The organism is Citrobacter sp. B72 (assembly GCF_016894305.1).
GTDB classification, from domain to species: domain Bacteria; phylum Pseudomonadota; class Gammaproteobacteria; order Enterobacterales; family Enterobacteriaceae; genus Citrobacter; species Citrobacter portucalensis.
In genome coordinates this window covers 2,286,833-2,310,618 of record NZ_CP069801.1, presented here as the reverse complement: position 1 = coordinate 2,310,618, position 23,786 = coordinate 2,286,833, and the positions used below count along the sequence as shown (strand labels likewise).

24 protein-coding genes, 2 pseudogenes and 1 other annotated feature are annotated in these 23,786 nt (G+C 49.6%); of the genes and pseudogenes, 16 read left to right on the top strand and 10 right to left on the bottom strand.

Going from position 1 to position 23,786, the window contains the following annotated elements; all coding sequences use genetic code 11:
- Positions 1–116 precede the first annotated feature (116 nt).
- The 6 genes from trpL (at position 117) to trpA (ending at position 6,785) form a co-directional block, all read left to right on the top strand.
- On the top strand, positions 117–161 hold the full coding sequence (gene trpL, locus JQN59_RS11025; protein ID WP_012905981.1) for a trp operon leader peptide: 45 nt from the start codon (positions 117–119) through the stop codon (positions 159–161).
- Positions 138–232, top strand: a sequence feature (Trp leader region). Its footprint overlaps the gene before it by 24 nt.
- Positions 233–255: 23 nt before the next feature.
- Complete coding sequence (locus JQN59_RS11020; RefSeq protein ID WP_008784939.1) at positions 256–1,818, top strand: anthranilate synthase component 1; 1,563 nt, start codon at positions 256–258, stop codon at positions 1,816–1,818.
- The gene (gene trpD, locus JQN59_RS11015) at positions 1,818–3,413 is read left to right on the top strand and encodes a bifunctional anthranilate synthase glutamate amidotransferase component TrpG/anthranilate phosphoribosyltransferase TrpD (RefSeq protein WP_003020639.1); all 1,596 of its coding nucleotides are present in this window, start codon (positions 1,818–1,820) and stop codon (positions 3,411–3,413) included. Before JQN59_RS11020 ends, trpD begins: the two co-directional genes overlap by 1 nt.
- Positions 3,414–4,775, top strand: a complete 1,362-nt coding sequence (gene trpCF, locus JQN59_RS11010) for a bifunctional indole-3-glycerol-phosphate synthase TrpC/phosphoribosylanthranilate isomerase TrpF (RefSeq protein ID WP_239484222.1) — start codon at positions 3,414–3,416, stop codon at positions 4,773–4,775. It abuts the gene before it with no gap.
- A 10-nt stretch (positions 4,776–4,785) separates the two neighbouring features.
- Positions 4,786–5,979, top strand: a complete 1,194-nt coding sequence (gene trpB / locus JQN59_RS11005) for a tryptophan synthase subunit beta (RefSeq protein WP_003020645.1) — start codon at positions 4,786–4,788, stop codon at positions 5,977–5,979.
- The gene (gene trpA, locus JQN59_RS11000) at positions 5,979–6,785 is read left to right on the top strand and encodes a tryptophan synthase subunit alpha (RefSeq protein ID WP_008784942.1); all 807 of its coding nucleotides are present in this window, start codon (positions 5,979–5,981) and stop codon (positions 6,783–6,785) included. Before trpB ends, trpA begins: the two co-directional genes overlap by 1 nt.
- Before the next feature lie 32 nt (positions 6,786–6,817).
- Here trpA and JQN59_RS10995 read toward each other — a convergent pair whose 3' ends face one another.
- Positions 6,818–8,290: a GGDEF domain-containing protein gene (locus JQN59_RS10995; protein ID WP_149607723.1), complete on the bottom strand. Its 1,473-nt coding sequence runs from the start codon at positions 8,288–8,290 to the stop codon at positions 6,818–6,820.
- 186 nt (positions 8,291–8,476) lie between these two features.
- A complete protein-coding gene (locus tag JQN59_RS10990) occupies positions 8,477–8,752 on the bottom strand; it encodes a hypothetical protein (protein ID WP_003833349.1) in 276 nt (91 codons plus the stop codon).
- 258 nt (positions 8,753–9,010) lie between these two features.
- On the opposite strand from JQN59_RS10990, the gene JQN59_RS10985 reads away from it, so the two are divergent.
- On the top strand, positions 9,011–9,448 hold the full coding sequence (locus JQN59_RS10985) for a hypothetical protein (RefSeq protein WP_223240868.1): 438 nt from the start codon (positions 9,011–9,013) through the stop codon (positions 9,446–9,448).
- Between the two features lie 416 nt (positions 9,449–9,864).
- Here JQN59_RS10985 and JQN59_RS10980 read toward each other — a convergent pair whose 3' ends face one another.
- A complete protein-coding gene (locus JQN59_RS10980) occupies positions 9,865–10,581 on the bottom strand; it encodes a YebC/PmpR family DNA-binding transcriptional regulator (RefSeq protein WP_003020658.1) in 717 nt (238 codons plus the stop codon).
- Positions 10,582–11,022: 441 nt separating this feature from the next.
- Positions 11,023–11,661, bottom strand: a complete 639-nt coding sequence (gene ompW, locus JQN59_RS10975; RefSeq protein ID WP_003833354.1) for an outer membrane protein OmpW — start codon at positions 11,659–11,661, stop codon at positions 11,023–11,025.
- A 292-nt stretch (positions 11,662–11,953) separates the two neighbouring features.
- Between ompW and JQN59_RS26950 the strand changes: the two are divergent.
- From JQN59_RS26950 to yciA, 4 genes and pseudogenes are all read left to right on the top strand, one after another.
- Positions 11,954–12,031: pseudogene (locus tag JQN59_RS26950) on the top strand (YkgJ family cysteine cluster protein); the annotation flags it as partial.
- 28 nt (positions 12,032–12,059) lie between these two features.
- Positions 12,060–12,803: a YciC family protein gene (locus tag JQN59_RS10970; protein ID WP_003020663.1), complete on the top strand. Its 744-nt coding sequence runs from the start codon at positions 12,060–12,062 to the stop codon at positions 12,801–12,803.
- 54 nt (positions 12,804–12,857) lie between these two features.
- Positions 12,858–13,397, top strand: coding sequence for a septation protein A (locus JQN59_RS10965; protein WP_003020667.1), 540 nt, complete (start codon positions 12,858–12,860; stop codon positions 13,395–13,397).
- A gap of 165 nt (positions 13,398–13,562) precedes the next feature.
- Positions 13,563–13,964, top strand: coding sequence for an acyl-CoA thioester hydrolase YciA (gene yciA / locus JQN59_RS10960; RefSeq protein WP_008784945.1), 402 nt, complete (start codon positions 13,563–13,565; stop codon positions 13,962–13,964).
- Positions 13,965–14,028: 64 nt separating this feature from the next.
- On the opposite strand, the gene tonB is transcribed toward yciA, so the two are convergent.
- Positions 14,029–14,757, bottom strand: a complete 729-nt coding sequence (gene tonB / locus JQN59_RS10955; protein WP_168978222.1) for a TonB system transport protein TonB — start codon at positions 14,755–14,757, stop codon at positions 14,029–14,031.
- A gap of 215 nt (positions 14,758–14,972) precedes the next feature.
- Between tonB and JQN59_RS10950 the strand changes: the two genes are divergently transcribed.
- The 3 genes and pseudogenes from JQN59_RS10950 to JQN59_RS27165 all read left to right on the top strand — a co-directional run bounded on the left by JQN59_RS10950 (position 14,973) and on the right by JQN59_RS27165 (position 17,574).
- On the top strand, positions 14,973–15,269 hold the full coding sequence (locus JQN59_RS10950; protein WP_003020675.1) for a YciI family protein: 297 nt from the start codon (positions 14,973–14,975) through the stop codon (positions 15,267–15,269).
- A gap of 427 nt (positions 15,270–15,696) precedes the next feature.
- A pseudogene (locus JQN59_RS27170) lies at positions 15,697–16,497 on the top strand (acyltransferase family protein); the annotation flags it as partial.
- A gap of 45 nt (positions 16,498–16,542) precedes the next feature.
- On the top strand, positions 16,543–17,574 hold the full coding sequence (locus tag JQN59_RS27165; protein WP_316254845.1) for an SGNH hydrolase domain-containing protein: 1,032 nt from the start codon (positions 16,543–16,545) through the stop codon (positions 17,572–17,574).
- Between the two features lie 277 nt (positions 17,575–17,851).
- Here the strand turns inward: JQN59_RS27165 and JQN59_RS10940 are convergent, their stop codons facing one another.
- Positions 17,852–18,253, bottom strand: a complete 402-nt coding sequence (locus tag JQN59_RS10940; RefSeq protein ID WP_239484221.1) for a serine O-acetyltransferase — start codon at positions 18,251–18,253, stop codon at positions 17,852–17,854.
- A 449-nt stretch (positions 18,254–18,702) separates the two neighbouring features.
- Entirely contained in the window at positions 18,703–18,876 is a 174-nt protein-coding gene (locus tag JQN59_RS10935; protein WP_122984013.1) for a YciY family protein, read from the bottom strand.
- Between the two features lie 142 nt (positions 18,877–19,018).
- Here JQN59_RS10935 and cls point away from each other — a divergent pair, with 142 nt between their 5' ends.
- Together cls and JQN59_RS10925 are read left to right on the top strand one after the other, a co-directional pair.
- Positions 19,019–20,479, top strand: a complete 1,461-nt coding sequence (gene cls, locus JQN59_RS10930; protein WP_003020687.1) for a cardiolipin synthase — start codon at positions 19,019–19,021, stop codon at positions 20,477–20,479.
- 34 nt (positions 20,480–20,513) lie between these two features.
- The gene (locus tag JQN59_RS10925; RefSeq protein ID WP_003020691.1) at positions 20,514–20,843 is read left to right on the top strand and encodes an HI1450 family dsDNA-mimic protein; all 330 of its coding nucleotides are present in this window, start codon (positions 20,514–20,516) and stop codon (positions 20,841–20,843) included.
- A gap of 37 nt (positions 20,844–20,880) precedes the next feature.
- Here JQN59_RS10925 and JQN59_RS10920 read toward each other — a convergent pair whose 3' ends face one another.
- Genes JQN59_RS10920 through oppD form a run of 3 tightly spaced genes read right to left on the bottom strand, consistent with a single transcriptional unit; the run spans position 20,881 to position 23,777 of the window.
- The gene (locus JQN59_RS10920) at positions 20,881–21,717 is read right to left on the bottom strand and encodes an ion transporter (RefSeq protein WP_048216255.1); all 837 of its coding nucleotides are present in this window, start codon (positions 21,715–21,717) and stop codon (positions 20,881–20,883) included.
- Between the two features lie 45 nt (positions 21,718–21,762).
- On the bottom strand, positions 21,763–22,767 hold the full coding sequence (oppF, locus tag JQN59_RS10915; protein ID WP_008784949.1) for a murein tripeptide/oligopeptide ABC transporter ATP-binding protein OppF: 1,005 nt from the start codon (positions 22,765–22,767) through the stop codon (positions 21,763–21,765).
- On the bottom strand, positions 22,764–23,777 hold the full coding sequence (oppD, locus tag JQN59_RS10910; RefSeq protein WP_048216254.1) for a murein tripeptide/oligopeptide ABC transporter ATP-binding protein OppD: 1,014 nt from the start codon (positions 23,775–23,777) through the stop codon (positions 22,764–22,766). The genes oppF and oppD overlap by 4 nt, the downstream gene beginning before the upstream one ends.
- Between the last annotated feature and the right edge of the window lie 9 nt (positions 23,778–23,786).

Genomic DNA, 23,786 nt, shown 5'->3' with positions numbered 1-23,786 from the left:
AATGTCGTATCACGCCCATCATAGCGGTTTCGACAAATATACTGAAATCAGGTGTTGACTTTATTCCATCGAACTAGTTAACTAGTACGCAAGTTCACATGAAGAAGGTATCTGAGATGAAAGCAACATTTGTTCTGCACGGTTGGTGGCGCACTTCCTGATTTCGGGCAGTGTCTTACGTCTGCAATATGCAACCAGATACCCGGCCCGCCAAATGAGCGGGCTTTTTTTTGAACAAAATTAATGAGAATAACGATGCAAACTCAAAAACCGACACTCGAACTGCTTGCCTGCGATGCCGCCTACCGTGAGAATCCGACGGCGCTGTTTCATCAGGTGTGTGGCGCACGTCCAGCAACACTGCTGCTGGAATCTGCAGACATCGACAGCAAAGACGATCTGAAGAGCCTGCTGCTGGTTGACAGCGCATTACGCATTACCGCTCTCGGTGACACTGTCACTATTCAGGCTTTGTCCGCAAACGGCGCATCGCTGCTGCCCCTGCTGGATGCTGCCCTGCCCGCTGGCGTTGAGAACGAACAACAGCCGAATGGTCGTCATCTGCGATTCCCTGCCGTCAGCCCACTGCTCGATGAAGACGCCCGCTTATGCTCCCTGTCCGTATTTGATGCATTCCGTTTATTGCAGGAGCTGGTGAATGTTCCTGTGCAAGAACGTGAAGCGATGTTCTTCGGCGGTCTTTTTTCCTACGACCTGGTTGCCGGTTTTGAAGATTTACCTCAGCTTGAAGCGGGCAACCGTTGCCCTGACTACTGCTTCTATCTGGCAGAAACGCTGATGGTTATCGACCACCAGAAAAAAAGCACCCGTATTCAGGCCAGTATTTTTACCCCCAATGATGCGGAAAAACAGCGTCTTAACGCTCGGCTGGCGCAGTTGAGCCAGCAGCTTACCGAGCCTGCGCCGCCGTTGCCGGTCACTGAAGTCCCGCAGATGCGCTGCGAGTGCAATCAGAGCGATGAAGAGTTTGGCGCCGTAGTTCGTGGCATGCAAAAAGCGATTCGCGCAGGCGAAATTTTCCAGGTGGTGCCATCCCGCCGTTTCTCGCTGCCCTGCCCATCTCCTCTGGCGGCCTACTATGTGCTGAAGAAAAGTAACCCCAGCCCATACATGTTTTTCATGCAGGACAACGATTTCACGCTGTTTGGCGCCTCCCCGGAAAGCTCGCTGAAATATGATGCCACCAGCCGCCAGATAGAGATCTACCCGATTGCTGGTACTCGCCCGCGTGGTCGTCGTGCGGACGGTTCGCTTGATCGCGATCTCGACAGCCGTATCGAGCTGGAGATGCGTACCGACCATAAAGAGCTTTCTGAGCACCTGATGCTGGTTGACCTTGCGCGTAACGACCTGGCGCGCATCTGTACGCCTGGCAGCCGCTATGTTGCTGACCTCACAAAAGTCGATCGTTACTCCTTCGTTATGCACCTGGTTTCGCGCGTGGTCGGCGAATTGCGTAGCGATCTGGATGTTCTGCATGCTTACCGCGCCTGTATGAATATGGGCACGTTAAGCGGAGCGCCAAAAGTTCGCGCCATGCAGCTTATCGCCGAGGCAGAGGGTCGTCGCCGTGGCAGCTACGGCGGTGCGGTAGGTTACTTCACGGCGCATGGCGATCTGGATACCTGTATTGTCATTCGCTCCGCCCTCGTGGAAGACGGTATTGCCACCGTACAAGCCGGTGCCGGGATTGTTCTGGATTCTGTACCGCAGTCTGAAGCCGATGAAACCCGTAATAAAGCGCGTGCGGTTCTGCGTGCTATCGCTACCGCGCACCACGCACAGGAGACCTTCTAATGGCTGACATTCTGCTGCTTGATAACATCGATTCTTTTACCTACAACCTGGCGGATCAGCTGCGTACTAATGGCCACAACGTGGTGATTTACCGCAACCATATTCCGGCCCAGACGTTGATTGACCGCTTAGCAACCATGAAAAATCCGGTGCTGATGCTTTCTCCAGGACCAGGTGCGCCAAGCGAAGCAGGTTGCATGCCGGAGCTGTTAACCCGTTTGCGCGGCAAGCTGCCAATCATCGGTATTTGTCTGGGACACCAGGCCATTGTTGAAGCCTATGGTGGATATGTGGGCCAGGCCGGAGAGATCCTGCACGGCAAAGCGTCCAGCATTGAACACGACGGTCAGGCGATGTTTGCTGGTCTGGCGAATCCGCTGCCGGTGGCACGCTATCATTCGCTGGTTGGCAGCAACGTACCTGCTGGATTGACCATTAACGCCCACTTTAACGGCATGGTGATGGCGGTGCGTCACGATACCGATCGCGTCTGCGGCTTCCAGTTCCATCCGGAATCAATTCTGACCACCCAAGGCGCGCGTTTGCTGGAACAAACGCTGGCCTGGGCGCAACAGAAGCTTGAACAAACTAATACGCTGCAACCCATTCTGGAGAAACTGTATCAGGCCCAGACGCTGTCCCAGCAGGAAAGCCACCAGCTGTTTTCCGCAGTCGTTCGCGGTGAACTGAAGCCGGAACAACTGGCTGCGGCGCTGGTGAGCATGAAAATTCGTGGCGAACACCCGAATGAAATTGCCGGTGCGGCAACCGCGCTGCTGGAAAACGCCGCCCCGTTCCCGCGCCCTGATTATCTGTTTGCCGATATTGTCGGTACCGGCGGCGACGGCAGCAACAGCATCAATATTTCTACCGCCAGCGCCTTTGTTGCGGCGGCTTGCGGACTGAAAGTTGCCAAACACGGCAACCGCAGTGTCTCCAGCAAGTCTGGCTCTTCGGATCTGTTAGCGGCATTTGGCATCAATCTGGATATGAACGCTGATAAATCCCGTCAGGCGCTAGACGACCTCGGGGTGTGCTTCCTGTTTGCGCCGAAATATCACACCGGTTTTCGCCATGCCATGCCGGTACGCCAGCAGCTGAAAACCCGCACGCTGTTTAACGTGCTCGGCCCGTTGATTAACCCGGCGCATCCACCGCTGGCGCTGATCGGCGTTTACAGCCCGGAACTGGTGCTACCGATTGCTGAAACGCTGCGCGTGCTGGGATATCAACGAGCAGCCGTGGTGCACAGTGGTGGCATGGACGAAGTTTCGCTGCATGCGCCGACCATTGTGGCAGAGCTGCACGATGGGGAAATCAAGAGTTATCAACTGACGGCAGAAGACTTTGGTTTGACGCCTTACCACCAAGAACAGCTGGCTGGCGGCACGCCGGAAGAAAACCGTGACATTCTTAGTCGCTTGTTACAAGGTAAAGGTGAAGCCGCTCATGAAGCTGCTGTTGCCGCGAATGTCGCCATGTTAATGCGCCTGCACGGTGAAGAAGATTTAAAAGCCAATGCGCAAACCGTGATTAATGTACTGCGTAGCGGTGCGGCCTATGACCGCGTCACTGCACTGGCAGCAAGAGGGTAAATGATGCAAACCGTTTTAGCGAAAATTGTCGCAGACAAGGCGATTTGGGTAGAAGCCCGCAAACAGCAACAACCGCTGGCCAGCTTTCAAAATGATGTTCAGCCTGGCTCACGTGATTTCTACGATGCGCTGCAAGGTGCACGCACCGCCTTTATTCTGGAATGCAAAAAAGCATCTCCATCAAAAGGCGTGATCCGTGATGACTTCGATCCGGCACAGATTGCGAACATCTATAAACATTATGCTTCCGCGATCTCCGTACTGACCGATGAGAAGTATTTCCAGGGGAGCTTTGATTTCCTGCCTATCGTCAGCCGCATCGCACCGCAGCCGATTCTGTGCAAGGACTTTATTATCGATCCTTACCAGATTTACCTGGCGCGTTTCTACCAGGCGGACGCCTGTTTGCTGATGCTGTCGGTGCTCGATGATGAGCAATATCGTCAACTCGCCGCCGTCGCCCACAGCCTGAAAATGGGCGTACTGACCGAAGTCAGTAACGAAGAAGAGCTGGAGCGTGCTATCGCACTGGGCGCCAAAGTCGTTGGTATCAACAACCGTGATTTACGCGACCTGTCGATTGATCTGAATCGCACTCGTCAACTGGCACCGCGTCTGGGTCACGGTGTGACCGTCATCAGCGAGTCCGGCATCAATACTTACGGTCAGGTGCGCGAGCTCAGCCACTTCGCCAACGGTTTTCTGATTGGCTCTGCGCTGATGTCGCATGACGATCTGCATACCGCCGTGCGTCGCGTACTGCTCGGCGAGAATAAAGTCTGCGGTTTAACCCGGGCTCAGGATGCAAATGCGGCATACGAAGCAGGCGCCATTTACGGCGGCTTGATTTTTGTCCCCACATCACCGCGCGCGGTCAACGTTGCACAGGCGCGAGAGGTCATGACCGGCGCGCCGCTGCAATACGTCGGGGTGTTTCGCAACTCAGATATTGCCGACGTGAGCGCAACAGCGGCGGAGCTGGGACTAACTGCCGTGCAACTGCACGGTAACGAAGACCAGTCCTATGTTGACGCCCTGCGCGACTTACTGCCCGCACAGGTGCAAATCTGGAAGGCACTCAGCGTCAGCGAGACGTTGCCAGCCCGTGATTATCAGCATGTCGATAAATACGTCTTCGACAACGGCCAGGGCGGCAGCGGTCAACGCTTCGACTGGTCACTTTTAGGCGGACAATCGCTGAATAACGTTTTACTGGCTGGCGGACTCGGCGCAGATAACTGCGTTGACGCGGCAAAAACCGGCTGTGCCGGTCTCGATTTCAATTCTGGCGTAGAGTCACAGCCGGGCATCAAAGATGCACGTCTTCTGGCTTCGGTCTTTCAGACGCTGCGCGCATATTAAGGAAAAGGACATGACAACATTACTCAATCCGTACTTTGGTGAATTTGGCGGTATGTATGTGCCACAGATTCTGATGCCTGCCCTGCGCCAGCTGGAAGAAGCTTTTGTCAGCGCACAAAAGGATCCTGAATTTCAGGCGCAGTTTACAGATCTGCTGAAAAACTATGCGGGTCGCCCAACCGCACTGACCAAGTGCCAGAACATTACTCAAGGCACCAACACAACGCTGTATCTCAAGCGTGAAGACTTACTGCACGGCGGCGCGCACAAAACCAACCAGGTGCTGGGTCAGGCGTTGCTGGCGAAGCGCATGGGTAAAACGGAAATCATCGCCGAAACAGGCGCGGGTCAGCACGGTGTTGCATCTGCTCTCGCCAGCGCACTGCTGGGGTTGAAATGCCGTATTTATATGGGCGCGAAAGATGTTGAACGTCAGTCGCCTAACGTTTTCCGTATGCGTTTGATGGGCGCTGAAGTTATCCCCGTTCACAGCGGTTCCGCAACGCTTAAAGATGCCTGTAACGAAGCGCTTCGCGACTGGTCTGGCAGCTACGATACCGCGCACTACATGCTCGGTACGGCGGCTGGCCCGCACCCCTTCCCGACCATTGTGCGTGAATTCCAGCGCATGATCGGTGAAGAAACCAAGGCGCAGATTCTGGAAAAAGAAGGTCGTCTGCCGGACGCCGTTATCGCCTGCGTGGGCGGCGGTTCTAATGCCATCGGTATGTTCGCCGACTTTATCAATGAAACCAGCGTCGGTCTGATTGGCGTAGAGCCAGGCGGTCATGGGATTGAGTCTGGAGAACACGGCGCGCCGTTGAAGCATGGTCGTGTCGGGATTTACTTCGGCATGAAGTCCCCGATGATGCAGACCGAAGAAGGACAGATTGAAGAGTCTTACTCTATTTCTGCAGGACTGGACTTCCCGTCAGTTGGGCCACAGCATGCGTACCTGAACAGCATTGGTCGCGCTGATTATGTTTCAATCACCGATGATGAAGCACTGGAAGCCTTCAAAACGCTGTGTCTGCACGAGGGAATTATTCCGGCACTGGAGTCCTCCCATGCCCTGGCGCACGCGTTGAAAATGATGCGTGAGAATCCGGAAAAAGAGCAGTTACTGGTGGTTAATCTCTCCGGTCGCGGAGACAAAGACATTTTCACCGTACACGATATTCTGAAAGCGCGAGGGGAAATCTGATGGAACGTTACGAAAACCTGTTTGCACAGCTGAAGGACCGCAAAGAAGGCGCTTTTGTCCCCTTCGTAACCCTGGGCGATCCGTCTGTTGAGCAGTCACTGAAAATCATTGATACGCTGATTGAAGCCGGTGCCGACGCGCTTGAGCTCGGCATTCCGTTCTCCGATCCGCTGGCAGACGGTCCGACCATACAGGAAGCCACCCTGCGAGCGTTTGCCGCCGGCGTTACACCGTCGCAATGCTTTGAAATGCTGGCGCTGATTCGCCAGAAGCATCCGACGATTCCCATTGGGTTGCTGATGTATGCCAACCTGGTCTTTAGTAAGGGCATTGATGAATTTTACGCCCATTGTGAGAAAGTCGGTGTGGATTCTGTGTTGGTAGCCGATGTGCCGGTTGAGGAGTCAGCTCCGTTCAGAACTGCAGCGCTGCGCCACAACATCGCGCCGATTTTCATCTGCCCGCCGAACGCTGATGAAGAACTGCTACGCCAGATTGCCTCTTATGGTCGTGGCTACACTTATCTGCTTTCACGTGCCGGCGTGACCGGTGCCGAAAATCGTGCGGCATTACCGCTGCATCATCTGGTCGAAAAGCTGAAAGAATATGGTGCGCCACCTTCTTTACAGGGCTTTGGTATTTCTGCGCCTGAACAGGTCGCTGGTGCTATTGAAGCCGGTGCCGCCGGTGCAATTTCCGGCTCGGCAATTGTGAAAATCATTGAGAAAAATGTTGCGGCACCGGAACAGATGCTGGCTGAGCTGAAAGCGTTTGTCAGCACGATGAAAGCCGCCACCCACCAGTAAGCTAAATCAACCGCCAGAAATTTCTGGCGGTTTTATCCTTCTTTCGTGTGCTTCATTCTATACATAGCGCTATCCGCATTCTGAATGGCCACATCCAGTTCACCGTTCACCTCTGCAATTCCCCACGATACTGACAATGGCACGGTATGGCCATCCACCACAAACACATGGCTGGTCACCTGCCCGCTAATACGTTGCGCGATTGCTATGGCGTCAGTTGCCTGCGATCGAAACAGCAGGATCATAAATTCATCCCCACCGGTACGAATCACAATATCGTGGCTGGTGCGGGTGTTTGACAGCATTCTGTTGGCGATAATTTGCAGCGCACGATCGCCTGCCGCGTGGCCCCAGGTGTCATTGACGGCCTTGAACTTATTACAGTCAAGTAGCACCACCGAGCAGTGTGATAAATCCCGACGCTTGATGATGTCGAGAATTCGGCGGTTAAAACAGCCGGTCAGAGTATCGATATAAACTTTTAGGTCGCTTTCGTTTAGCCATGACTTTAACGAGAAGCTAATGATGATGAAAAAGAACGGCGCCAGCAGGATAACAATCCCGGCATGTGCGTCGCGCGCCATAAAACGGCCTAATGAAAGCGAATAGTGCAGCGCATATTTCTCCGAAAAATTGCGCACCATAAAGCGGGATTGACCGGTACATTTACCGGATAAACAGAGACTCTCATGGTTTGTTAAATTCACCAACTCCACATTCAGCTCCGGTGGAATTTGGTTGTCAAATGCCTGGGCTAACGCTTCCTGCAATTCGGGCTTTGAATGGTCATAGACCAGATAGGCTACGATTTGGTCTGATATCTCTTTGCCAGACAGATCGTAGATATAACTCACCACGCTGTAAGCTTTTTCACCGGTAATTTTATCGGTATAAAAATTCGTCGAACTAAGGGCTTTGTTTTTGACGTTTTTTTGCAGTAATCGAGTATAGAAATCGACCGGAGGATAGAAAAAGTTGGTGATATCCCGTGCCATTTCAGAATTAGAGAAACTGAAATTGCGCGAATCGGAAGCCATAAACCAGTAAAAATAATCTGAATTTTTGGCGATGATATAACGATGTGCATCGAAGCTGCCCGGGTTTAGCTCATTGACCATACCGCGAATAAATTCAGCCGCCGTATACATACACAGCGCGTTGTGACTGGTTTGCTGGGCAACCATTGTCCCCGTCGCCGAATGCAGCCGCTTTGGATCGGCGTTAATTCCCCATTCATCCTCATCCCGGAGAACAAATTTTGAAATATCGCCGCATTGTTCCCCCGTTTTGATATGGTGATAACGCTCACCAATCGCATCGGCGATCAGCTCGTTATCGTTAAAAATGTCCATCATGCGCGCTTGCAGGCGGTTGACACCTTCGCTGGCAGCGGCCATTCGCTGTTCATAAATAATAAACAGAAACAACGAAGTAAATATCAACGTAATGAGCCCTGATACCAGCAGTGCCTGCCTGTTTCTGAGCTTATCCTGCACAATCTTCACGAGTCCACCCTGATAGTTAACAGTATTGCCAAATCGGTTACCCGTTTATGTTGTTGCATAACAGCGTTGTACGTTGATAGAGAATGTTTGCCACTCCGAAGCAGGTAAGTTGATGTAGCCCACAGCCGCGCGCTTAGGTTACAGTTTTATACAATAAAAGCACATATTTGTTAACATAAGCGCAAACTAATCATCACCTTCGATAGGATATCCTGCCCGCCGGATGGCCTCGCGGCAGTCGTTTACGCCTGCGGCATAGCCCGCCTCAATCTCACAAACCGGACTTGCGCTGCAATAAGGTAGTGTAACCGGAGTCGCAATAATTTTCTCCAGCGCCTCAATTTTATCCATGTAAAGCAATAACTCACGTGCAGCACTCACGGCAAACGCTGCCGTTTGGTCTTCGGAGAACGGTTCCAGAAGTGTGATTTTTTGCTGTAGCAGATGGCGGGTCAACATCATCAGCAATACCCTCAAAGTTGGTTTGCTTAAAGAGTAGCACTACATCAAAGGGAGAAAGGCTCGATGTTTTCCCCAGAATGTTTAAATGAAGAACGAGGGGAATGTTTCCTGGTTGCTAACCACTGTCAGGCATGCTCGGAATCTATACAGTTCAATCATCCTGGTTGTGCAGCTATTAATTAAGTTGACTTCAAAAAGTCCCTTGCGAGACACTGCTTTAAATCATACCAAATATGGGTGAACTTGTTGAGACATCTGTTGATTAAATTAGTTGTGTTAAGCGTTGGATTTTTAAGCGCTGGGGACATACTGGCAAATACTCCGGAACAGGTAGTCACCGCTTTCCAGAGGGATTATAAATATTGGAATGACCAGTCATTTCAGAGAAATCAGAACGATGGAAAGCAAGAAGTTATGCTCCAGGCCCAGAAGGGTTGGAATGAGCTTTTGAAAAAATATACAAAACCTGGTTTTCAGGGCGAGCCTATAGCTTTTGGTTCTGAGTCTAGTCATGACCCTGAGCAAGAGAAGATCATATCGGTTCAGATTACTGAAAAAATAGCGGTCGTAACGACAAAATTATCAAGGCAGTATTATTCACCTATTTATGAATATCAGTTGTCCAAAGAAAATGATACCTGGTATCTATCTCAGATTTTTTTAGTTGATGACGATGGAAAATATCCGAGTTTGTAATAACAGTGTACTTGTACTCATTGTTTCCATACTGCCTGAGACTGTCAATCGCTGGACGACTCTGAGCGTGAAGCGGACCACACTATCTGATGAAAAGCTTCACTCATAATGTCGGGACAGCGATAAGTGAGGAACTCACGTTGTGCTTGCATCAGAATGATCTGGAATGATGGAGTTAACATCTCAATTGTTCATAGCGGCGCTGAGTAGATGCAGGATATCGCGGGGCATATTGGACGTATAACGTTTATCGCGTACCTAAGAAGTTAAGACCATAGGTTTTAATTATTACATTTTTTAAGATAGTGGTTTTTATCTGTTTTTTAGAATTGCCATACCTGGCTAGACATTCTTATTCATAACAACTTTATGAGTTAAAAAAATCTGCCATAATGACAGATTCTTTTAATCTATCATTAGAGATTAGCAACGTTATGATATACTTTTTGAACATCATCGTCATCTTCAAGGGCATCAACAAGCCCTGCAAAGACTTCTAAATCTTCTGGTGAAAGTTCAATTTCTGATTGAGCAATCATCTCTAATTCTGTGGTAGAGAATTCAGTAATCCCTGCGGCTTTTAAAGCTGCAATGCCTTTGTGAAGATCTGTAGATTCTGTATAAATAACGATGTTTCCTTCTTCTTCGGTTACATCACGAACATCTACTTCAGCATTAAGCAAAATTTCAAAAATGTGGTCAGGATCTGTCCCTTCAAATACAATCACTCCGGTATTATCAAACATATAGCTGACAGAACCAGCCGCTCCGATATTCCCGCCTTTTTTATTAAAAATTGAGCGGACATTAGCAATCGTACGGTTAACATTTGAAGTCAATGTTTCAGCGATAATCAGTGAGCCACTGGGACCAAAACCTTCATAACGCCCTTGCACGAACGTTTCATCGCTGCCGCCTTTGGCTTTATCAATGGCTTTATCAATAACGTGTTTTGGAACCTGCGCTTGTTTAGCACGTTCAATAACGAATTTTAAAGATGTATTTAATTCTGGGTCTGGTTCGCCTTGTTTAGCAGCAGCATAAATTTCTACACCGAATTTTGCATATACATTAGACGTTGCACCGTCTTTAGCTGTTTTTTTAGCAACAATATTTGCCCACTTACGTCCCACTGGAATGATCTCCTCGAAAATTCATTTACATAGTCGACAGGTAAATAACCTAGCATTACATTATATCATGATGTATAAATCCTCGTCCATGAAAAATAAAATATCCAAATTTTACGATATGTTACTTTAATTTTATCAATAGTTAACATTTTGGATAAATTATCCCCTGACTATCTTCAGGTTTTTTTGTGCGTAATAAATGAACCGCAACAATAATGCATAAGAGAAGAGAAACAAAAGTGATATTCCAGATAAACACACTGGCTATTATAGTTAGCGCAGTACTGCTTATAGCGAGGTATCGACACACAAATTTTGTCAGGCCAGGGGCGCAAAATAATGGCCGTTCAAGACAACGACACGCGCGGAAAAGAATGAAAAAAACTGGTCATTTGATGACCAGTTTTGCAGAAAGGTTTTGCAGGGGTTTTGCAGAAGAACTTAAAAACGATAACCCGCAGAGAACATAAACACCCACGGATCGAGGCGTACACTGTCTCGCTGCTGGACGCCACCCATTTTATAGCTTGCGGTGGTATCGATATCCATGTACCAGACCGACATGTTAATCAGCCAGTCGCGGTTAATCAGATAGTCCATACCGACTTGCCCTGCTGCACCCCAGGAATCTTTCAGGCTCAGATCCGATAACCCCGTTTCTTTACCGTTATCGTTAAAGCCTTCATCGAAGAAGGTCGTGTAGTTCACCCCAACACCTACGTACGGACGCAGTTTACTGCTGGAGTCACCGAAGTACCACTGCGCCATTAACGTCGGCGGTAGATGATGTACGGTGGCAATATCACCCGTTGCAGCAGTGCCGATTTTATGGCGGAACGGCGTAGCTGCCAGTAATTCAACACCGATATTGTCGGTTGCCATGTAGGTAAATGTCAGACCTAACTGCGTGTTATTGCTGACATCAAAGCCACCTAAGCTGCCCAGCGTACCACCTGCACCTTCCGTCGGCCTGACGGTGGCTGAACCTGCACGAATAAAGAATTCTCCAGCTTCATGCGCAAATGCGTTACCAGAGAGAAGAGTTGTTAAAGCCAATGCTGCAACTGTTAATTTTTTCATGTCCGCTCCATCGTTATGGTTATAAAAGCGGAACGAATATACCCACATTGGAGTAATAAGTGATCTAACATGGATCACATTGACTTTGATAATTTAACATTTATTGATCCAGATTAAGTTAGAACTTGCATTCAAAATCCAGGTTAAATTAATTCAGATCAATTTTGATATATTTTCAATGTGCAAGTACCTCCAGCTCATTGCTGATGGGTGATGGATATCTGCGCGTGATGTGCAGATAACAAACAGCGTTCATGCACGACGCTGAAGTCGTAGCCAAAAATTACTGCAGCTTTACAAAGATATGCTTTTCCATACATCGCGCGATGCTGCCACTGTAGAGTTATCCAGGGTACAATTGCCCGCAAATGAACACCTGCAAAACTCAAGGAGAGTGCATGTCTATCACGGCGAAATCCGTTTACCGTGACACGGGAAACTTTTTCCGTAATCAATTCATTACCATCTTGCTGGTATCGTTGTTGTGCGCGTTTATCACAGTGGTGTTAGGGCATGCCTTTTCCCCCACTGACGCACAAATTGCGCAACTCAGTGAAGGCGATCAGTTAACCAGCAGCGTGGGGCTGTTCGATCTGGTGCAAAACATGACCCCGGAGCAACAGCAAATTTTGCTACGCGCTTCCGCGGCGTCGACGTTTTCCGGCCTGATTGGTAATGCCATCCTCGCCGGGGGGGTCATCCTGATGATTCAGCTGATTTCAGCAGGTCATCGGGTTAGCGCATTACGCGCCATCGGTGCCAGTGCGCCAGTGTTACCGAAGCTGTTTATTCTGATTTTTCTGACTACTCTGCTGGTGCAAATCGGTATTATGCTGGTTGTTGTTCCCGGTATTCTGCTGGCCATCCTGCTGGCACTCGCACCTGTGATGTTGGTACAGGACAAAATGGGTGTCTTTGCCGCGATGCGCAACAGCATGCGTCTGGCGTGGTCGAATATGCGACTGGTTGCGCCGGCAGTGATCGGTTGGTTGCTGGCAAAAACGCTGCTGTTGCTTTTTGCGCCAAGTTTTGCAGTACTTACGCCGAATGTAGGCGCGGTATTGGCGAATACGCTGAGCAATATGATCTCCGCCGTGTTGCTGATCTATTTGTTCCGCCTGTACATGCTGATTCGCCAATAAACCCTGAACGCATTCCGGGCTTGTACCCGGTGCTTTTGATGACGGAATCGAAGAATGAAGCAGTTTCTTGATTTTTTACCGCTGGTTGTCTTTTTTGCTTTTTATAAGCTTTACGACATCTATGCGGCGACCTCGGCGCTGATTGTCGCGACGGCTGTGGTGTTGATTTACAGCTGGGTTCGCTATCGCAAGGTCGAGAAGATGGCGTTAATCACCTTTGTCCTGGTGGCCGTATTTGGTGGTTTGACTATTTTTTTCCACAACGATGAATTCATTAAGTGGAAAGTAACGGTGATTTACGGGCTGTTTGCTGGTGCTCTGCTGGTTAGCCAGTGGGTGATGAAAAAGCCGCTGATTCAACGCATGTTAGGTAAAGAGCTGACCCTGCCGCAGCCGGTGTGGTCGAAACTTAATCTAGCCTGGGCCGTATTTTTCATCCTGTGTGGCCTGGCGAATATCTATATTGCATTTTGGCTACCGCAGAACATTTGGGTCAACTTCAAAGTGTTCGGCCTGACCGCCCTGACTTTATTCTTTACGCTGCTGAGTGGGGTCTATATTTACCGTCATCTGCCGCAAGAAGATAAATCGTAATACATGCTCGCCAGATCTGCGGATCTGGCGAATTTTTATCCCTTCGCGTTCCAAAGAGCTGACAACCTGACTTACATCTGCTCTGCACGCCGCATCACCTCTGTTCTCAACGTACAAATTCTAGTAGCATCGCGCCTGTAATCTTTCTCTATAGTCGGTTCTACAATGACAACAACGAATAACACTCCCCAGGGTGAACTGGTTTTACGCACTCTGGCCATGCCTGCCGATACCAACGCGAACGGTGATATTTTTGGCGGCTGGCTGATGTCACAAATGGATATAGGTGGCGCGATTCAGGCCAAAGAGATCGCACATGGTCGTGTGGTAACGGTGCGAGTGGAAGGGATGAGCTTTTTGCGCCCGGTCGCCGTAGGTGATGTGGTGTGTTGCTATGCGCGCTGTGTGAAACGCGGGACAACCTCGATCAGCATCAATATTGAAGTTTGGGTGAAGAAGGTCGCTTCTGAACCTATTGGGCAGCGCTATAAGGCCACCGAAGCTCTGTTTATCTACGTTGCCGTTGATAAAGACGGGAAACCGCGTCCAATTCCCACGTTGGTCTGATAGCGCACGTCAGTACTGCTATCCGGCAATCATCACTCTTGATCATTGCCGGACGGCCTGATGCTTACTCGATCTGCGTTGTGCCGTTTAATTTGAAAACAATATTCACCACAAGTCCGGAACCGGGTTTACCAGCTTCATAACGCCATCTACGCATCGCGTTTTTCACTTCACGTTCAAACATATTGGCAGGCTGTGCAGACAGGATTTCCACATTTTCAACCCGGCCATCCGGCGTTACGTTAAATTTGACCTTTACCCGGCCTTCAATGCGCAGCGCTTGAGCTCGCGCCGGATACTGAGGCTGATTACGGCTTAAAGCACGTGGACCCGATGGCGCACTGACCACCGGTTTGCTGGTAGTTGCCGGCGCGGTATTGGTCATTGTGCGCGTAGGTGCCGTATTTTCCAGTGGGGAGGCCGGGCGCGGTTCTGCTGGTTTAACATCGCGTTTCGGTTGCTCTTCCACCTTTTTCACCGGTTTTGGCTTCGGTTTAGGCTTGGGCTTCGGTTTTTCAATCACCACCGGCGCCTCTTTTGGTGGCTCTGGAATCGGTTCAGGTTCCGGTTCAGGCTCGACAACGGGTTCCGGCGGCGGCTGAACGGCCTGAGGCGGTTCGAGATCGGCAGGCGCGACCATCGTGACAGAGATCGGCTGCGCTGGCGCAGGTAGTTCAATAACCTGATGTACCGAGGTATACAGCAAACCAGCCACTATGGCACCATGAATGCCGACAGACAGTAACGTTGGCCAGGGAAAGCGACGAGGTAAATCAAGGGTCATTGAAGTCATAATCGTTTCAGTAAAAAAACCAGGCCCTGATTTTAAATGCAAATAGCAATCATATTCAATAAGCCCGTGGTGCTAACTGACATTTAAAACGCGATTTTATGATAAAAAACCACTTTCAGAGTATGGCCTTAACATATCAGTTATCTTTCCGTTGCAGTTGTTAGGCCTTTCCAATAACGTTATTAACGACTTTTACCGTTCAAGGAGCTCTACCCGTGCTGTATGTTATTTACGCTCAAGATATCGCAGACTCTCTCGAAAAACGTCTTTCCGTGCGCCCTGCTCATCTGGCTCGCCTGCAACTCCTTCATGACGAAGGTCGTTTGCTCACGGCGGGCCCTATGCCAGCGGTCGACAGTAACGATCCCGGTGCGGCGGGTTTTACCGGCTCGACGGTGATTGCCGAATTTGAATCTTTGGAGGCGGCACAGGCGTGGGCAGAAGCCGATCCGTATGTTGCGGCGGGCGTATATGCGCAGGTTTCAGTAAAACCTTACAAAAAAGTATTTTGACAAAACAAAAGGCCATTTTCATTTATAAAAATACTGAACTGTAAGCAAAATACATAGCCATTGAGGGCGCATTTAGGTGCACATTAGTCTAAACGCCCTCACTTCTCGTCTCTATGCATTAATTCAGCATATCAAAGCAATGATAAGTACCCTTATAAAAGGTAGCAACGACCGTTTATTAGCGTGTCATTGATTGTTTCTTACTCAACCTCAGTGTATTTTATTATCTGTCGAGATTAATTTGTCACAATGCAGACAGGCTGCGTTGTTACGCTATACGGGATTTTAGTCAATTATGGCTTTTGATTCGTTCCGTCCCGCCTCTCCCTCTCCTAAAGCATTACGCCATGATATCAATGGCCTGTGAGCATGGGCTGTATTAGCGGTCGTATTTTATCACTTTGGCGTACCCGGATTTAGCGGTGGCTTTATCGGCGTTGATGTTTTTTTTGTTATATCAGATTTCCTGATGACCGCCATCATCGTGAACGGCCTTGAACGTGGCAATTTTTCATTATGGAGTTTCTATCTGGCACGTGCCAGACGAATTATTCCTGCCTTAATTGTATTATGTAGCACATTACTTTTCTTGGGTTGGTTTTGGTTGCCCACCGCTGATTATCATGTGCTGGCACTCAATGCGATCACAGCGCTTACTTTTGTTTCCAATCTCAAGTTTTGGCGTGAAGCGGGTTATTTCGATATCACTTCCAGAGAAAACTGGCTGCTGCACACATGGTCTCTTTCGGTGGAGTGGCAATTTTACATTTTGTTGCCTGTTGGCTGCATTTTACTCTGGCGCTGGTTTGGCCTGCAGGGTGTTAAGTTTGCACTTATCGCCGCAGGCGTACTGTCATTAGCTCTATCAATTTACGTGAGCCCTCGACTCCCAGGTAGTGCGTTTTACCTACTCCCCACCCGCATTTGGGAATTATTAGCTGGAGGAGCTGTATGGTGGCTAACTCGTCGGCATTCTATGTCGCAACGCCCAGCCCGGATACTAGAGTTGGTGGGTTTTATTTTAATTGCCCTGTCAGTCACACTCCTGGATGCGACACGACCATGGCCGGGAAGTTATGCCGTGGTTCCTGTGTTGGGGACCGTGCTGGTTCTTGCGGCTAATCGCCAGCGATCATTTTTTACATCTACGGCAATTTTTCGCCAGATAGGTGCCAGTTCTTATTCAATTTATCTGTGGCACTGGCCGCTGGCGGTGCTGCTCAGTTATGCCGACAAACAGCACAATCCCTGGTGGATTGCTACTGGCATCGTAATGAGTTTGCTATTGGGAAAGACCTCTTTATTGCTCGTAGAGATTCCGACACGCAAACAGCTTGCGCTAACCCCTGCACGCAAACAGAGCTGGGTACTATTACTGTTAATTTTGAGCACTGGTGGATTGGCCGCAGGGGCTCGTTATCAGCAAGTCGACGGCAGAATTAACCCGGCAATTGAATTAGCGATGATCCCGAAACTTGATTACGCAGTCCGATTTGAAAAATGTCTGCTCGCGCCGGGTAAAGGAAGCGAGTCTCCTATGTGCAGATATGGCAAAGGAGAGTTAACGGCCATTGTCCTTGGAGACAGTCATGCAAGCATGCTGGTTTCAGCTGTCGCAGAGGCTGCACCCGGTGCGGTTGTTGAGATGACCTATGCGAGCTGTCCGACAGTGTTAGGCATGAAACGAAGAGAGGATATTAATGATGACTGTAAACTATTTAATGATCGAGCTATTAATTTACTAAATAATGAATATAAAAGTAAACTCGTCTTTATCGCCAACAGAAGCAGCCTCGCTATCCTGGGACAAAATGAAAAGGACGATTTTTTTAATATTCCTATGGGATTTTTTGATACGCCGAATGAACACCCCAATCAGAATTTAACACAGCAGTTTAGCCAGCAACTCGTAAAAACTCTGTGTTCCATAGAGAATAGTCAGAGGGTATTTCTGGTCCGCCCTATTCCTGAAATGGCAGTCGATGTGCCTAATACAATGGCCAGGGCACTGATGTTTGGTAAGTCAGACAGTACAGTATCTATTTCTCTCGATAAATATTACCAGCGACAAACAGCCATTTGGGCAGCACAAGATGAGGCGGCCCTGCACTGCGGCGTCAATATTCTCAATCCGTTACCCTATCTTTGCAAGGATGGGCGGTGTTGGGGAGATGCTGGTGGACGTCCACTTTACTCAGACAGTAACCACCTAAGTGCATTTGGCAGTAGGCTTTTACTCCCCATGTTTCAACGCGCATTTAAACAAGCAGAACATACCGAGGCAACTAACGCCCTGCAACTTTGACGCTTGACCAGAACTATGGGAATCATATCCATTCGGATACTAATATTCACTCAAGTAAAAAAGCCGCAGATAGCGGCTTTGGTTGTTATTTTTTCTCGTCAGTGTAGCGACGAGCGTTGTCAAAAAGATTTGTACACATAATGACTTCCCTCAAAAGACAATAAACTAACAGAATAGGATAACGAGTAATACCTGACCACACTATTATGAACCACTAGCCCCAGAATGTAGAATCATCGTATTGATAATAAAAATAAAAGTATAATCAGCGAGAAATTTACGCTGCCGTTTTTTCAACAGTTCTTTCTTGAAACAACGGTGCTTTATTCATTACGTCTGGGATGCACCCGGTTTTAACAATCACGCCAGGATTACCAACAACGACAGAAAAAGGCGGGATACTTTCGGTCACAAACGCCCCGGCAGCAATTTTACTCCCTTGTCCAATGATGACCCCGCCGACGATGACAGCATTTGGACCAATCCAAACTTCATCCTCAATAATGGGGTAACCCGTGATGCGGGTTCCTGCTCCCCGAATAGTATCTCGCTGACCGATGGTTACACCATGAAATAAGGTAACGTTCTTTCCAATTCTTGCACTCGGCGATATCACTATCCCCCAGCCATGAGTGATAGCCAACCCGGCACCAACCTGCGTGCTCGATGGAAAATCCATCGAGCCCATGTGAGCAGCACACCGATGCAAGATCTTAAATGGATAGAGCATGATACGCAGCGGTGTGCGCGAAACCGCACAGTATTGGCATAAACGCATCATCACAATGATACGGAATGTTCTGCTAATTACTGTACCAATTATTAGTTTACTTCATGAGAAATAACCAAATTCACGGTGGGTATCGGCTTTAATTTTGTCGAATGCCATCATACTGTCTCGTTGTTTAATCGTTAAAATGTATCAGTTCTCACTGAAATAAAAACATATTTTCTTGTCACCAGCATTCTTTTTTTCGAGTAGATACGGCACCTGAAAGATGACAATAATATAAATAATGAAATGGCTATCTCTTATCTGGACCAAAACAATAATGGCAGCCAGGAAAGTATTTAAGAATCAATACGGGAAAACAGACATTGGGCACCGCCAGCGGTGCCCTTTTGGGATCAGATGCTGTGGATCGCAAACAACAACGAGTTACGCTGGTGGTTGAGAACGCACTTCCTGATGGTATGGATACGCATATTACGACGCGATTGTCCTTCAAGCCAACGTGCTTTACGGCGGCTAGCCTGACGCAGCATCCGCCAGCGTCCCACTTCCGTTCTACTACGCTTCATGTTAACTACTCTTCCAGTCACTGAGCGGCCATTATAACGCCAGACCGAATGCAGACCAGTGGTTTTCCCGTGTTTTTATTTGCCAGATTAATCCTGATGCGTAAACTCTTAACAATACGCTTTCAAAAGGATTTTTAAATTTATGACAACCTTCTACACCGTGGTGAGTTGGCTGGTCATTCTGGGTTACTGGGTACTCATTGCTGGCGTAACGTTACGCATTCTGATGAAGCGACGCGCAGTGCCCTCCGCAATGGCCTGGCTGTTGATCATCTACATTCTGCCATTGGTAGGAATTATTGCTTATCTGTCTTTTGGTGAACTTCACCTGGGTAAGCGACGTGCCGAACGCGCCCGGGCGATGTGGCCTTCAACCGCCAAATGGCTGAACGACCTCAAGGCCTGCAAGCATATTTTTGCCCAGGAAAACAGCAGCGTCGCCTCTTCGTTGTTTAAACTGTGCGAGCGTCGTCAGGGAATAGCCGGCGTAAAGGGAAACCAGCTGCAGTTGCTCACCAGTTCAGATGACGTGATGCAGGCGCTGATCCGTGATATTCAACTGGCGCGCCACAACATCGAAATGGTGTTCTACATATGGCAGCCAGGCGGTATGGCCGATCAGGTAGCCGAGTCGTTAATGGCTGCCGCGAGGCGTGGCATTCACTGTCGCCTAATGTTGGACTCCGCAGGCAGCGTGGCGTTCTTCCGCAGCCCTTGGGCGGCGATGATGCGTAACGCAGGTATCGAGGTTGTAGAAGCGCTGAAGGTGAACCTGATGCGTGTATTTTTACGCCGTATGGACCTGCGTCAGCACCGCAAAATGATCATGATCGATAACTACATTGCTTATACCGGCAGCATGAACATGGTCGACCCGCGTTTCTTCAAACAAGATGCGGGCGTCGGGCAATGGGTTGATTTAATGGCGAGAATGGAAGGTCCTGTCGCCACTGCTATGGGCATTGTCTATTCCTGCGACTGGGAAATTGAGACCGGAAAGCGCATTTTGCCTCCGCCACCGGACGTCAATATCATGCCGTTTGAGCAGGCCAGCGGCCACACCATTCACACTATCGCCTCGGGTCCTGGTTTCCCTGAAGATTTGATTCATCAGGCGCTGCTAACCGCTGCTTATTCAGCGCGTGAATATTTAATTATGACCACCCCCTACTTCGTCCCCAGCGACGACCTGTTGCACGCGATTTGCACGGCGGCGCAGCGTGGGGTTGACGTCAGTATCATTCTTCCACGTAAAAATGACTCCCTGCTGGTTGGCTGGGCAAGCCGGGCCTTTTTCACCGAGCTGCTGGCGGCTGGCGTTAAAATTTATCAGTTCGAAGGTGGCTTGCTGCACACCAAGAGCGTACTGGTCGATGGCGAGCTGAGCCTGGTCGGTACGGTTAACCTGGATATGCGCAGTCTGTGGCTCAATTTTGAAATCACGCTGGTCATTGATGATGCCGGATTCGGTGGCGATCTCGCGGCAGTGCAGGATGATTATATTTCGCGTTCCCGCCTGCTTGATGCCCGTTTGTGGGTAAAACGACCACTCTGGCAGCGGATAGCAGAGCGACTGTTTTACTTCTTTAGTCCGTTGCTGTAAAACGTGCCCATCAGACAGTAAACAGGTAGTCATTATGGATATGGATTTGAACAATCGCCTGACCGAAGACGAAACGCTTGAGCAGGCTTACGACATTTTTCTCGAACTGGCTGCGGACAATCTGGATCCAGCCGACATCATTCTGTTCAATTTGCAGTTTGAAGAGCGTGGCGGTGCCGAGTTGTTCGATCCGGCAGAAGACTGGCAGGAGCATGTTGATTTTGACCTGAACCCTGACTTCTTTGCCGAGGTCGTGATTGGTCTGGCAGATACAGAAGACGGCGAGATTAACGATATTTTCGCGCGCGTTTTATTATGTCGCGAAAAAGATCATAAGCTCTGCCATATTCTCTGGCGCGAATAATCAAACAAAAAAGCTGCTCTCGCAGCTTTTTTCATTTTTAACCCGGCAGTTTACTTCCACAGCGGTTACAAAATTGCGCACTATGTTCGTGCTGCGTCTGCTGGCACTGCGGACATTTTCGTTGGTGCCCGCGCTGCTGGAACGCACTGCTCATGTGCGTGGTAATCAATCCCGTCGGTATCGCAATCACCGAGTAACCAATCAGGATAAGCACGGACGCCACCATGCGCCCCAACGGGGTGTGCGGCGTGATATCGCCATAGCCGACGGTGGTTACAGTAACAATCGCCCAATACACCGACGCATTCAGCGTAGTAAACCCATATTTTGGCCCTTCAATCAGATACATCATCGCGCCAAAAACCACCATCAGGATGGCAATAAAGGAATAGAACAGCATCAGCTGATGTCGGGCGCTTTTTAACGCATTCCAGAACACCCGCAGAGAAGGCATAAAGCGCAGCAGCTTGAGAATACGCAGGACGCGCAGGACACGCATCGCTCTCCAGGCGAAAACATAGCTCAGACTGATTTCCGGCCATAGCCACATCACATACAGCGGCAGAATGGTGGCAAGGTCAATTATCCCCCAGAAGCTGAACACATATTTAGCGGGGTTGGCCCAGCAACATAAGCGCAGAAGATATTCGAGGGTGAAGACCAGAGTAATAAAGATCTCAAGCCAGACAAAAACGCGCCATTCCTCAAAGGTTAAATGGTATTGCGTCCCTACTCCGGACTCAATGAAGATAACGATAACGCTGAGCAAGGCAAATAGCGCGCACATACCTTCAAAGCGACGCCCTGAACGGGTATTTAAATCAAATAATTTGCGATAGAGCGCACGGCGGACAGAAGAGACTAAACCTGGCACAGATACCTCACCAAAAAAAGGGCTGACCTTTGTCAGCCCTCAGGATTATAGCGGGTCTACTTTCAGGCAGGAAACTGCATGTCGGAAACTTCCTTCCAGAACCGGGCGCGTTTTTGCGCATTCCGGTCCAGCAATCGGACAGCGCGTACGGAACACGCAACCGGAAGGAGGATTAATCGGGGACGGTAACTCGCCTTCCAGCAACTGAATAACCTTATTCCTTTCCTGATCCGGATCGGGGATTGGCACCGCAGACATCAGCGCTTTGGTATAAGGATGCAGCGGGTTATGGTACACCTCGTCATAAGTCCCTAATTCCACCGCATGTCCGAGATACATAACCAGCACACGGTCGGAGATGTGTTTAACCACCGCGAGGTCGTGGGCAATGAAGATTAACGATAATCCCATTTCGCGCTGAAGCTGTTGCAGCAGGTTAACCACCTGGGCCTGGATTGATACATCCAGCGCTGAAACCGGTTCATCACAGATAATCAACTTCGGTTCGAGGATCAGCGCGCGGGCAATACCAATACGCTGACACTGGCCACCGGAAAACTCATGTGGGTAGCGGTTAATCAGGTTAGGTAGTAGTCCAACCTTCATCATCATCGCCTTCACACGGTCGCGGACTTCCTGACCCGGAAGATTCGGATGATAAGTTCGCAGCGGTTCGGCAATGATTTCACCAATGGTCATGCGCGGGTTTAACGATGCCAGAGGATCCTGGAAAATCATCTGGATATCGCTGCGCACTTCCCGCCACTCATCGGGTTTCATACCCAGTAAATCTTTACCCAGCCAGGCAACCTTTCCATCGGTGGCCTTCACCAGGCCGATAATCGCACGGGCAAAGGTCGATTTCCCGCAGCCTGATTCACCGACCACGCCCAGGGTTTCGCCCTCATACAGTCGCAGGGTTACGCCATCAACCGCCTTCAGGGTTTTAGACGGTTGCCAGAACCACTGTTTGCCATCTTTAATATCGAAATGGACTTTAAGGTCGGCAATCTCAAGGAGCACTTTACGTTGTTCGGTCACCGTATTCATACCAGTTCCTCCACCGGCTTAAAGCAGGCACGCAGACGGCCTGGGCTAAATTCCTCCAGTGGCGGAGCACTGCTACAGATTTCCATCGCATGCGGGCAACGCGGCTGGAATGGACAACCTTTTGGTAGACGCAGTAGGTTCGGTGGGTTGCCAGGGATAGTGAGCATCTCTTCCCCTTCGGCATCCAGACGAGGTACGGCATTTAGCAAACCAATCGAATACGGATGAACGGGTTTATAAAAGACATCCCGCGCACTGCCGTATTCCATAGTACGTCCGGCATACATCACCAGGACTTTATCGCAAATACCGGCAACAACCCCCAGATCGTGGGTGATCATGATAATCGCGGTGTTGAATTCACTTTTCAGTTCATTCAGCAGCGTCATAATTTGCGCCTGTACCGTCACATCGAGCGCAGTGGTTGGTTCATCGGCAATCAGTAATTTGGGCCTGCACAGCAGCGCCATGGCGATCATTACGCGCTGACGCATACCACCGGAGAATTCATGCGGATACATTTTCATACGCTTACGCGCTTCCGGCATCTTCACCGCATCCAGCATTCTGACCGACTCGTCAAAAGCTTCCGCTTTGCTCATGCCTTTATGCAGCATCAGAACTTCCATCAACTGCTCCCCGACCCGCATGTACGGATTGAGAGACGTCATCGGGTCCTGGAAAATCATCGAGATTTGCTCGGCGCGCAGTTTGTTCAGTTCACGTTCCGGTAAATTCAGAATTTCACGCCCGTTGAACGTTGCGGAGCCCCCGATACGACCATTCGCCGCCAGCAGCCCCATCAGGGCAAAGGCCGTCTGCGATTTACCCGAACCGGATTCCCCGACAATACCCAGCGTTTCTCCGGCTCGCAGAGAAAAGTTTAAATCGTTGACCGCAGTTACATCGCCGTCGGGGGTAGCAAACGTCACGCGCAGATCTTTTACGTTCAGCAGTGCGTTAGCCTGTTGTTGCGCGAGCGGCGCGGTTGAGGTTTCAATTACGCTCATGGCTGCACT

Bases quoted from the DNA above. Each gene is read 5' to 3' on its own strand.
- JQN59_RS10935 (WP_122984013.1), bottom strand. From the start codon at position 18,876: ATGAAGCGTAGTAGAACGGAAGTGGGACGCTGGCGGATGCTGCGTCAG.
- JQN59_RS10925 (WP_003020691.1), top strand. From the start codon at position 20,514: ATGGATATGGATTTGAACAATCGCCTGACCGAAGACGAAACGCTTGAG.
- trpCF (WP_239484222.1), top strand. From the start codon at position 3,414: ATGATGCAAACCGTTTTAGCGAAAATTGTCGCAGACAAGGCGATTTGG.
- JQN59_RS27165 (WP_316254845.1), top strand. From the start codon at position 16,543: ATGAGTTTGCTATTGGGAAAGACCTCTTTATTGCTCGTAGAGATTCCG.
- trpD (WP_003020639.1), top strand. From the start codon at position 1,818: ATGGCTGACATTCTGCTGCTTGATAACATCGATTCTTTTACCTACAAC.
- JQN59_RS10990 (WP_003833349.1), bottom strand. From the start codon at position 8,752: ATGATGTTGACCCGCCATCTGCTACAGCAAAAAATCACACTTCTGGAA.
- oppD (WP_048216254.1), bottom strand. From the start codon at position 23,777: ATGAGCGTAATTGAAACCTCAACCGCGCCGCTCGCGCAACAACAGGCT.
- cls (WP_003020687.1), top strand. From the start codon at position 19,019: ATGACAACCTTCTACACCGTGGTGAGTTGGCTGGTCATTCTGGGTTAC.
- tonB (WP_168978222.1), bottom strand. From the start codon at position 14,757: ATGACTTCAATGACCCTTGATTTACCTCGTCGCTTTCCCTGGCCAACG.
- trpA (WP_008784942.1), top strand. From the start codon at position 5,979: ATGGAACGTTACGAAAACCTGTTTGCACAGCTGAAGGACCGCAAAGAA.
- oppF (WP_008784949.1), bottom strand. From the start codon at position 22,767: ATGAATACGGTGACCGAACAACGTAAAGTGCTCCTTGAGATTGCCGAC.
- JQN59_RS10970 (WP_003020663.1), top strand. From the start codon at position 12,060: ATGTCTATCACGGCGAAATCCGTTTACCGTGACACGGGAAACTTTTTC.
- JQN59_RS10940 (WP_239484221.1), bottom strand. From the start codon at position 18,253: ATGGATTTTCCATCGAGCACGCAGGTTGGTGCCGGGTTGGCTATCACT.
- yciA (WP_008784945.1), top strand. From the start codon at position 13,563: ATGACAACAACGAATAACACTCCCCAGGGTGAACTGGTTTTACGCACT.
- JQN59_RS10965 (WP_003020667.1), top strand. From the start codon at position 12,858: ATGAAGCAGTTTCTTGATTTTTTACCGCTGGTTGTCTTTTTTGCTTTT.
- ompW (WP_003833354.1), bottom strand. From the start codon at position 11,661: ATGAAAAAATTAACAGTTGCAGCATTGGCTTTAACAACTCTTCTCTCT.
- trpB (WP_003020645.1), top strand. From the start codon at position 4,786: ATGACAACATTACTCAATCCGTACTTTGGTGAATTTGGCGGTATGTAT.
- JQN59_RS11020 (WP_008784939.1), top strand. From the start codon at position 256: ATGCAAACTCAAAAACCGACACTCGAACTGCTTGCCTGCGATGCCGCC.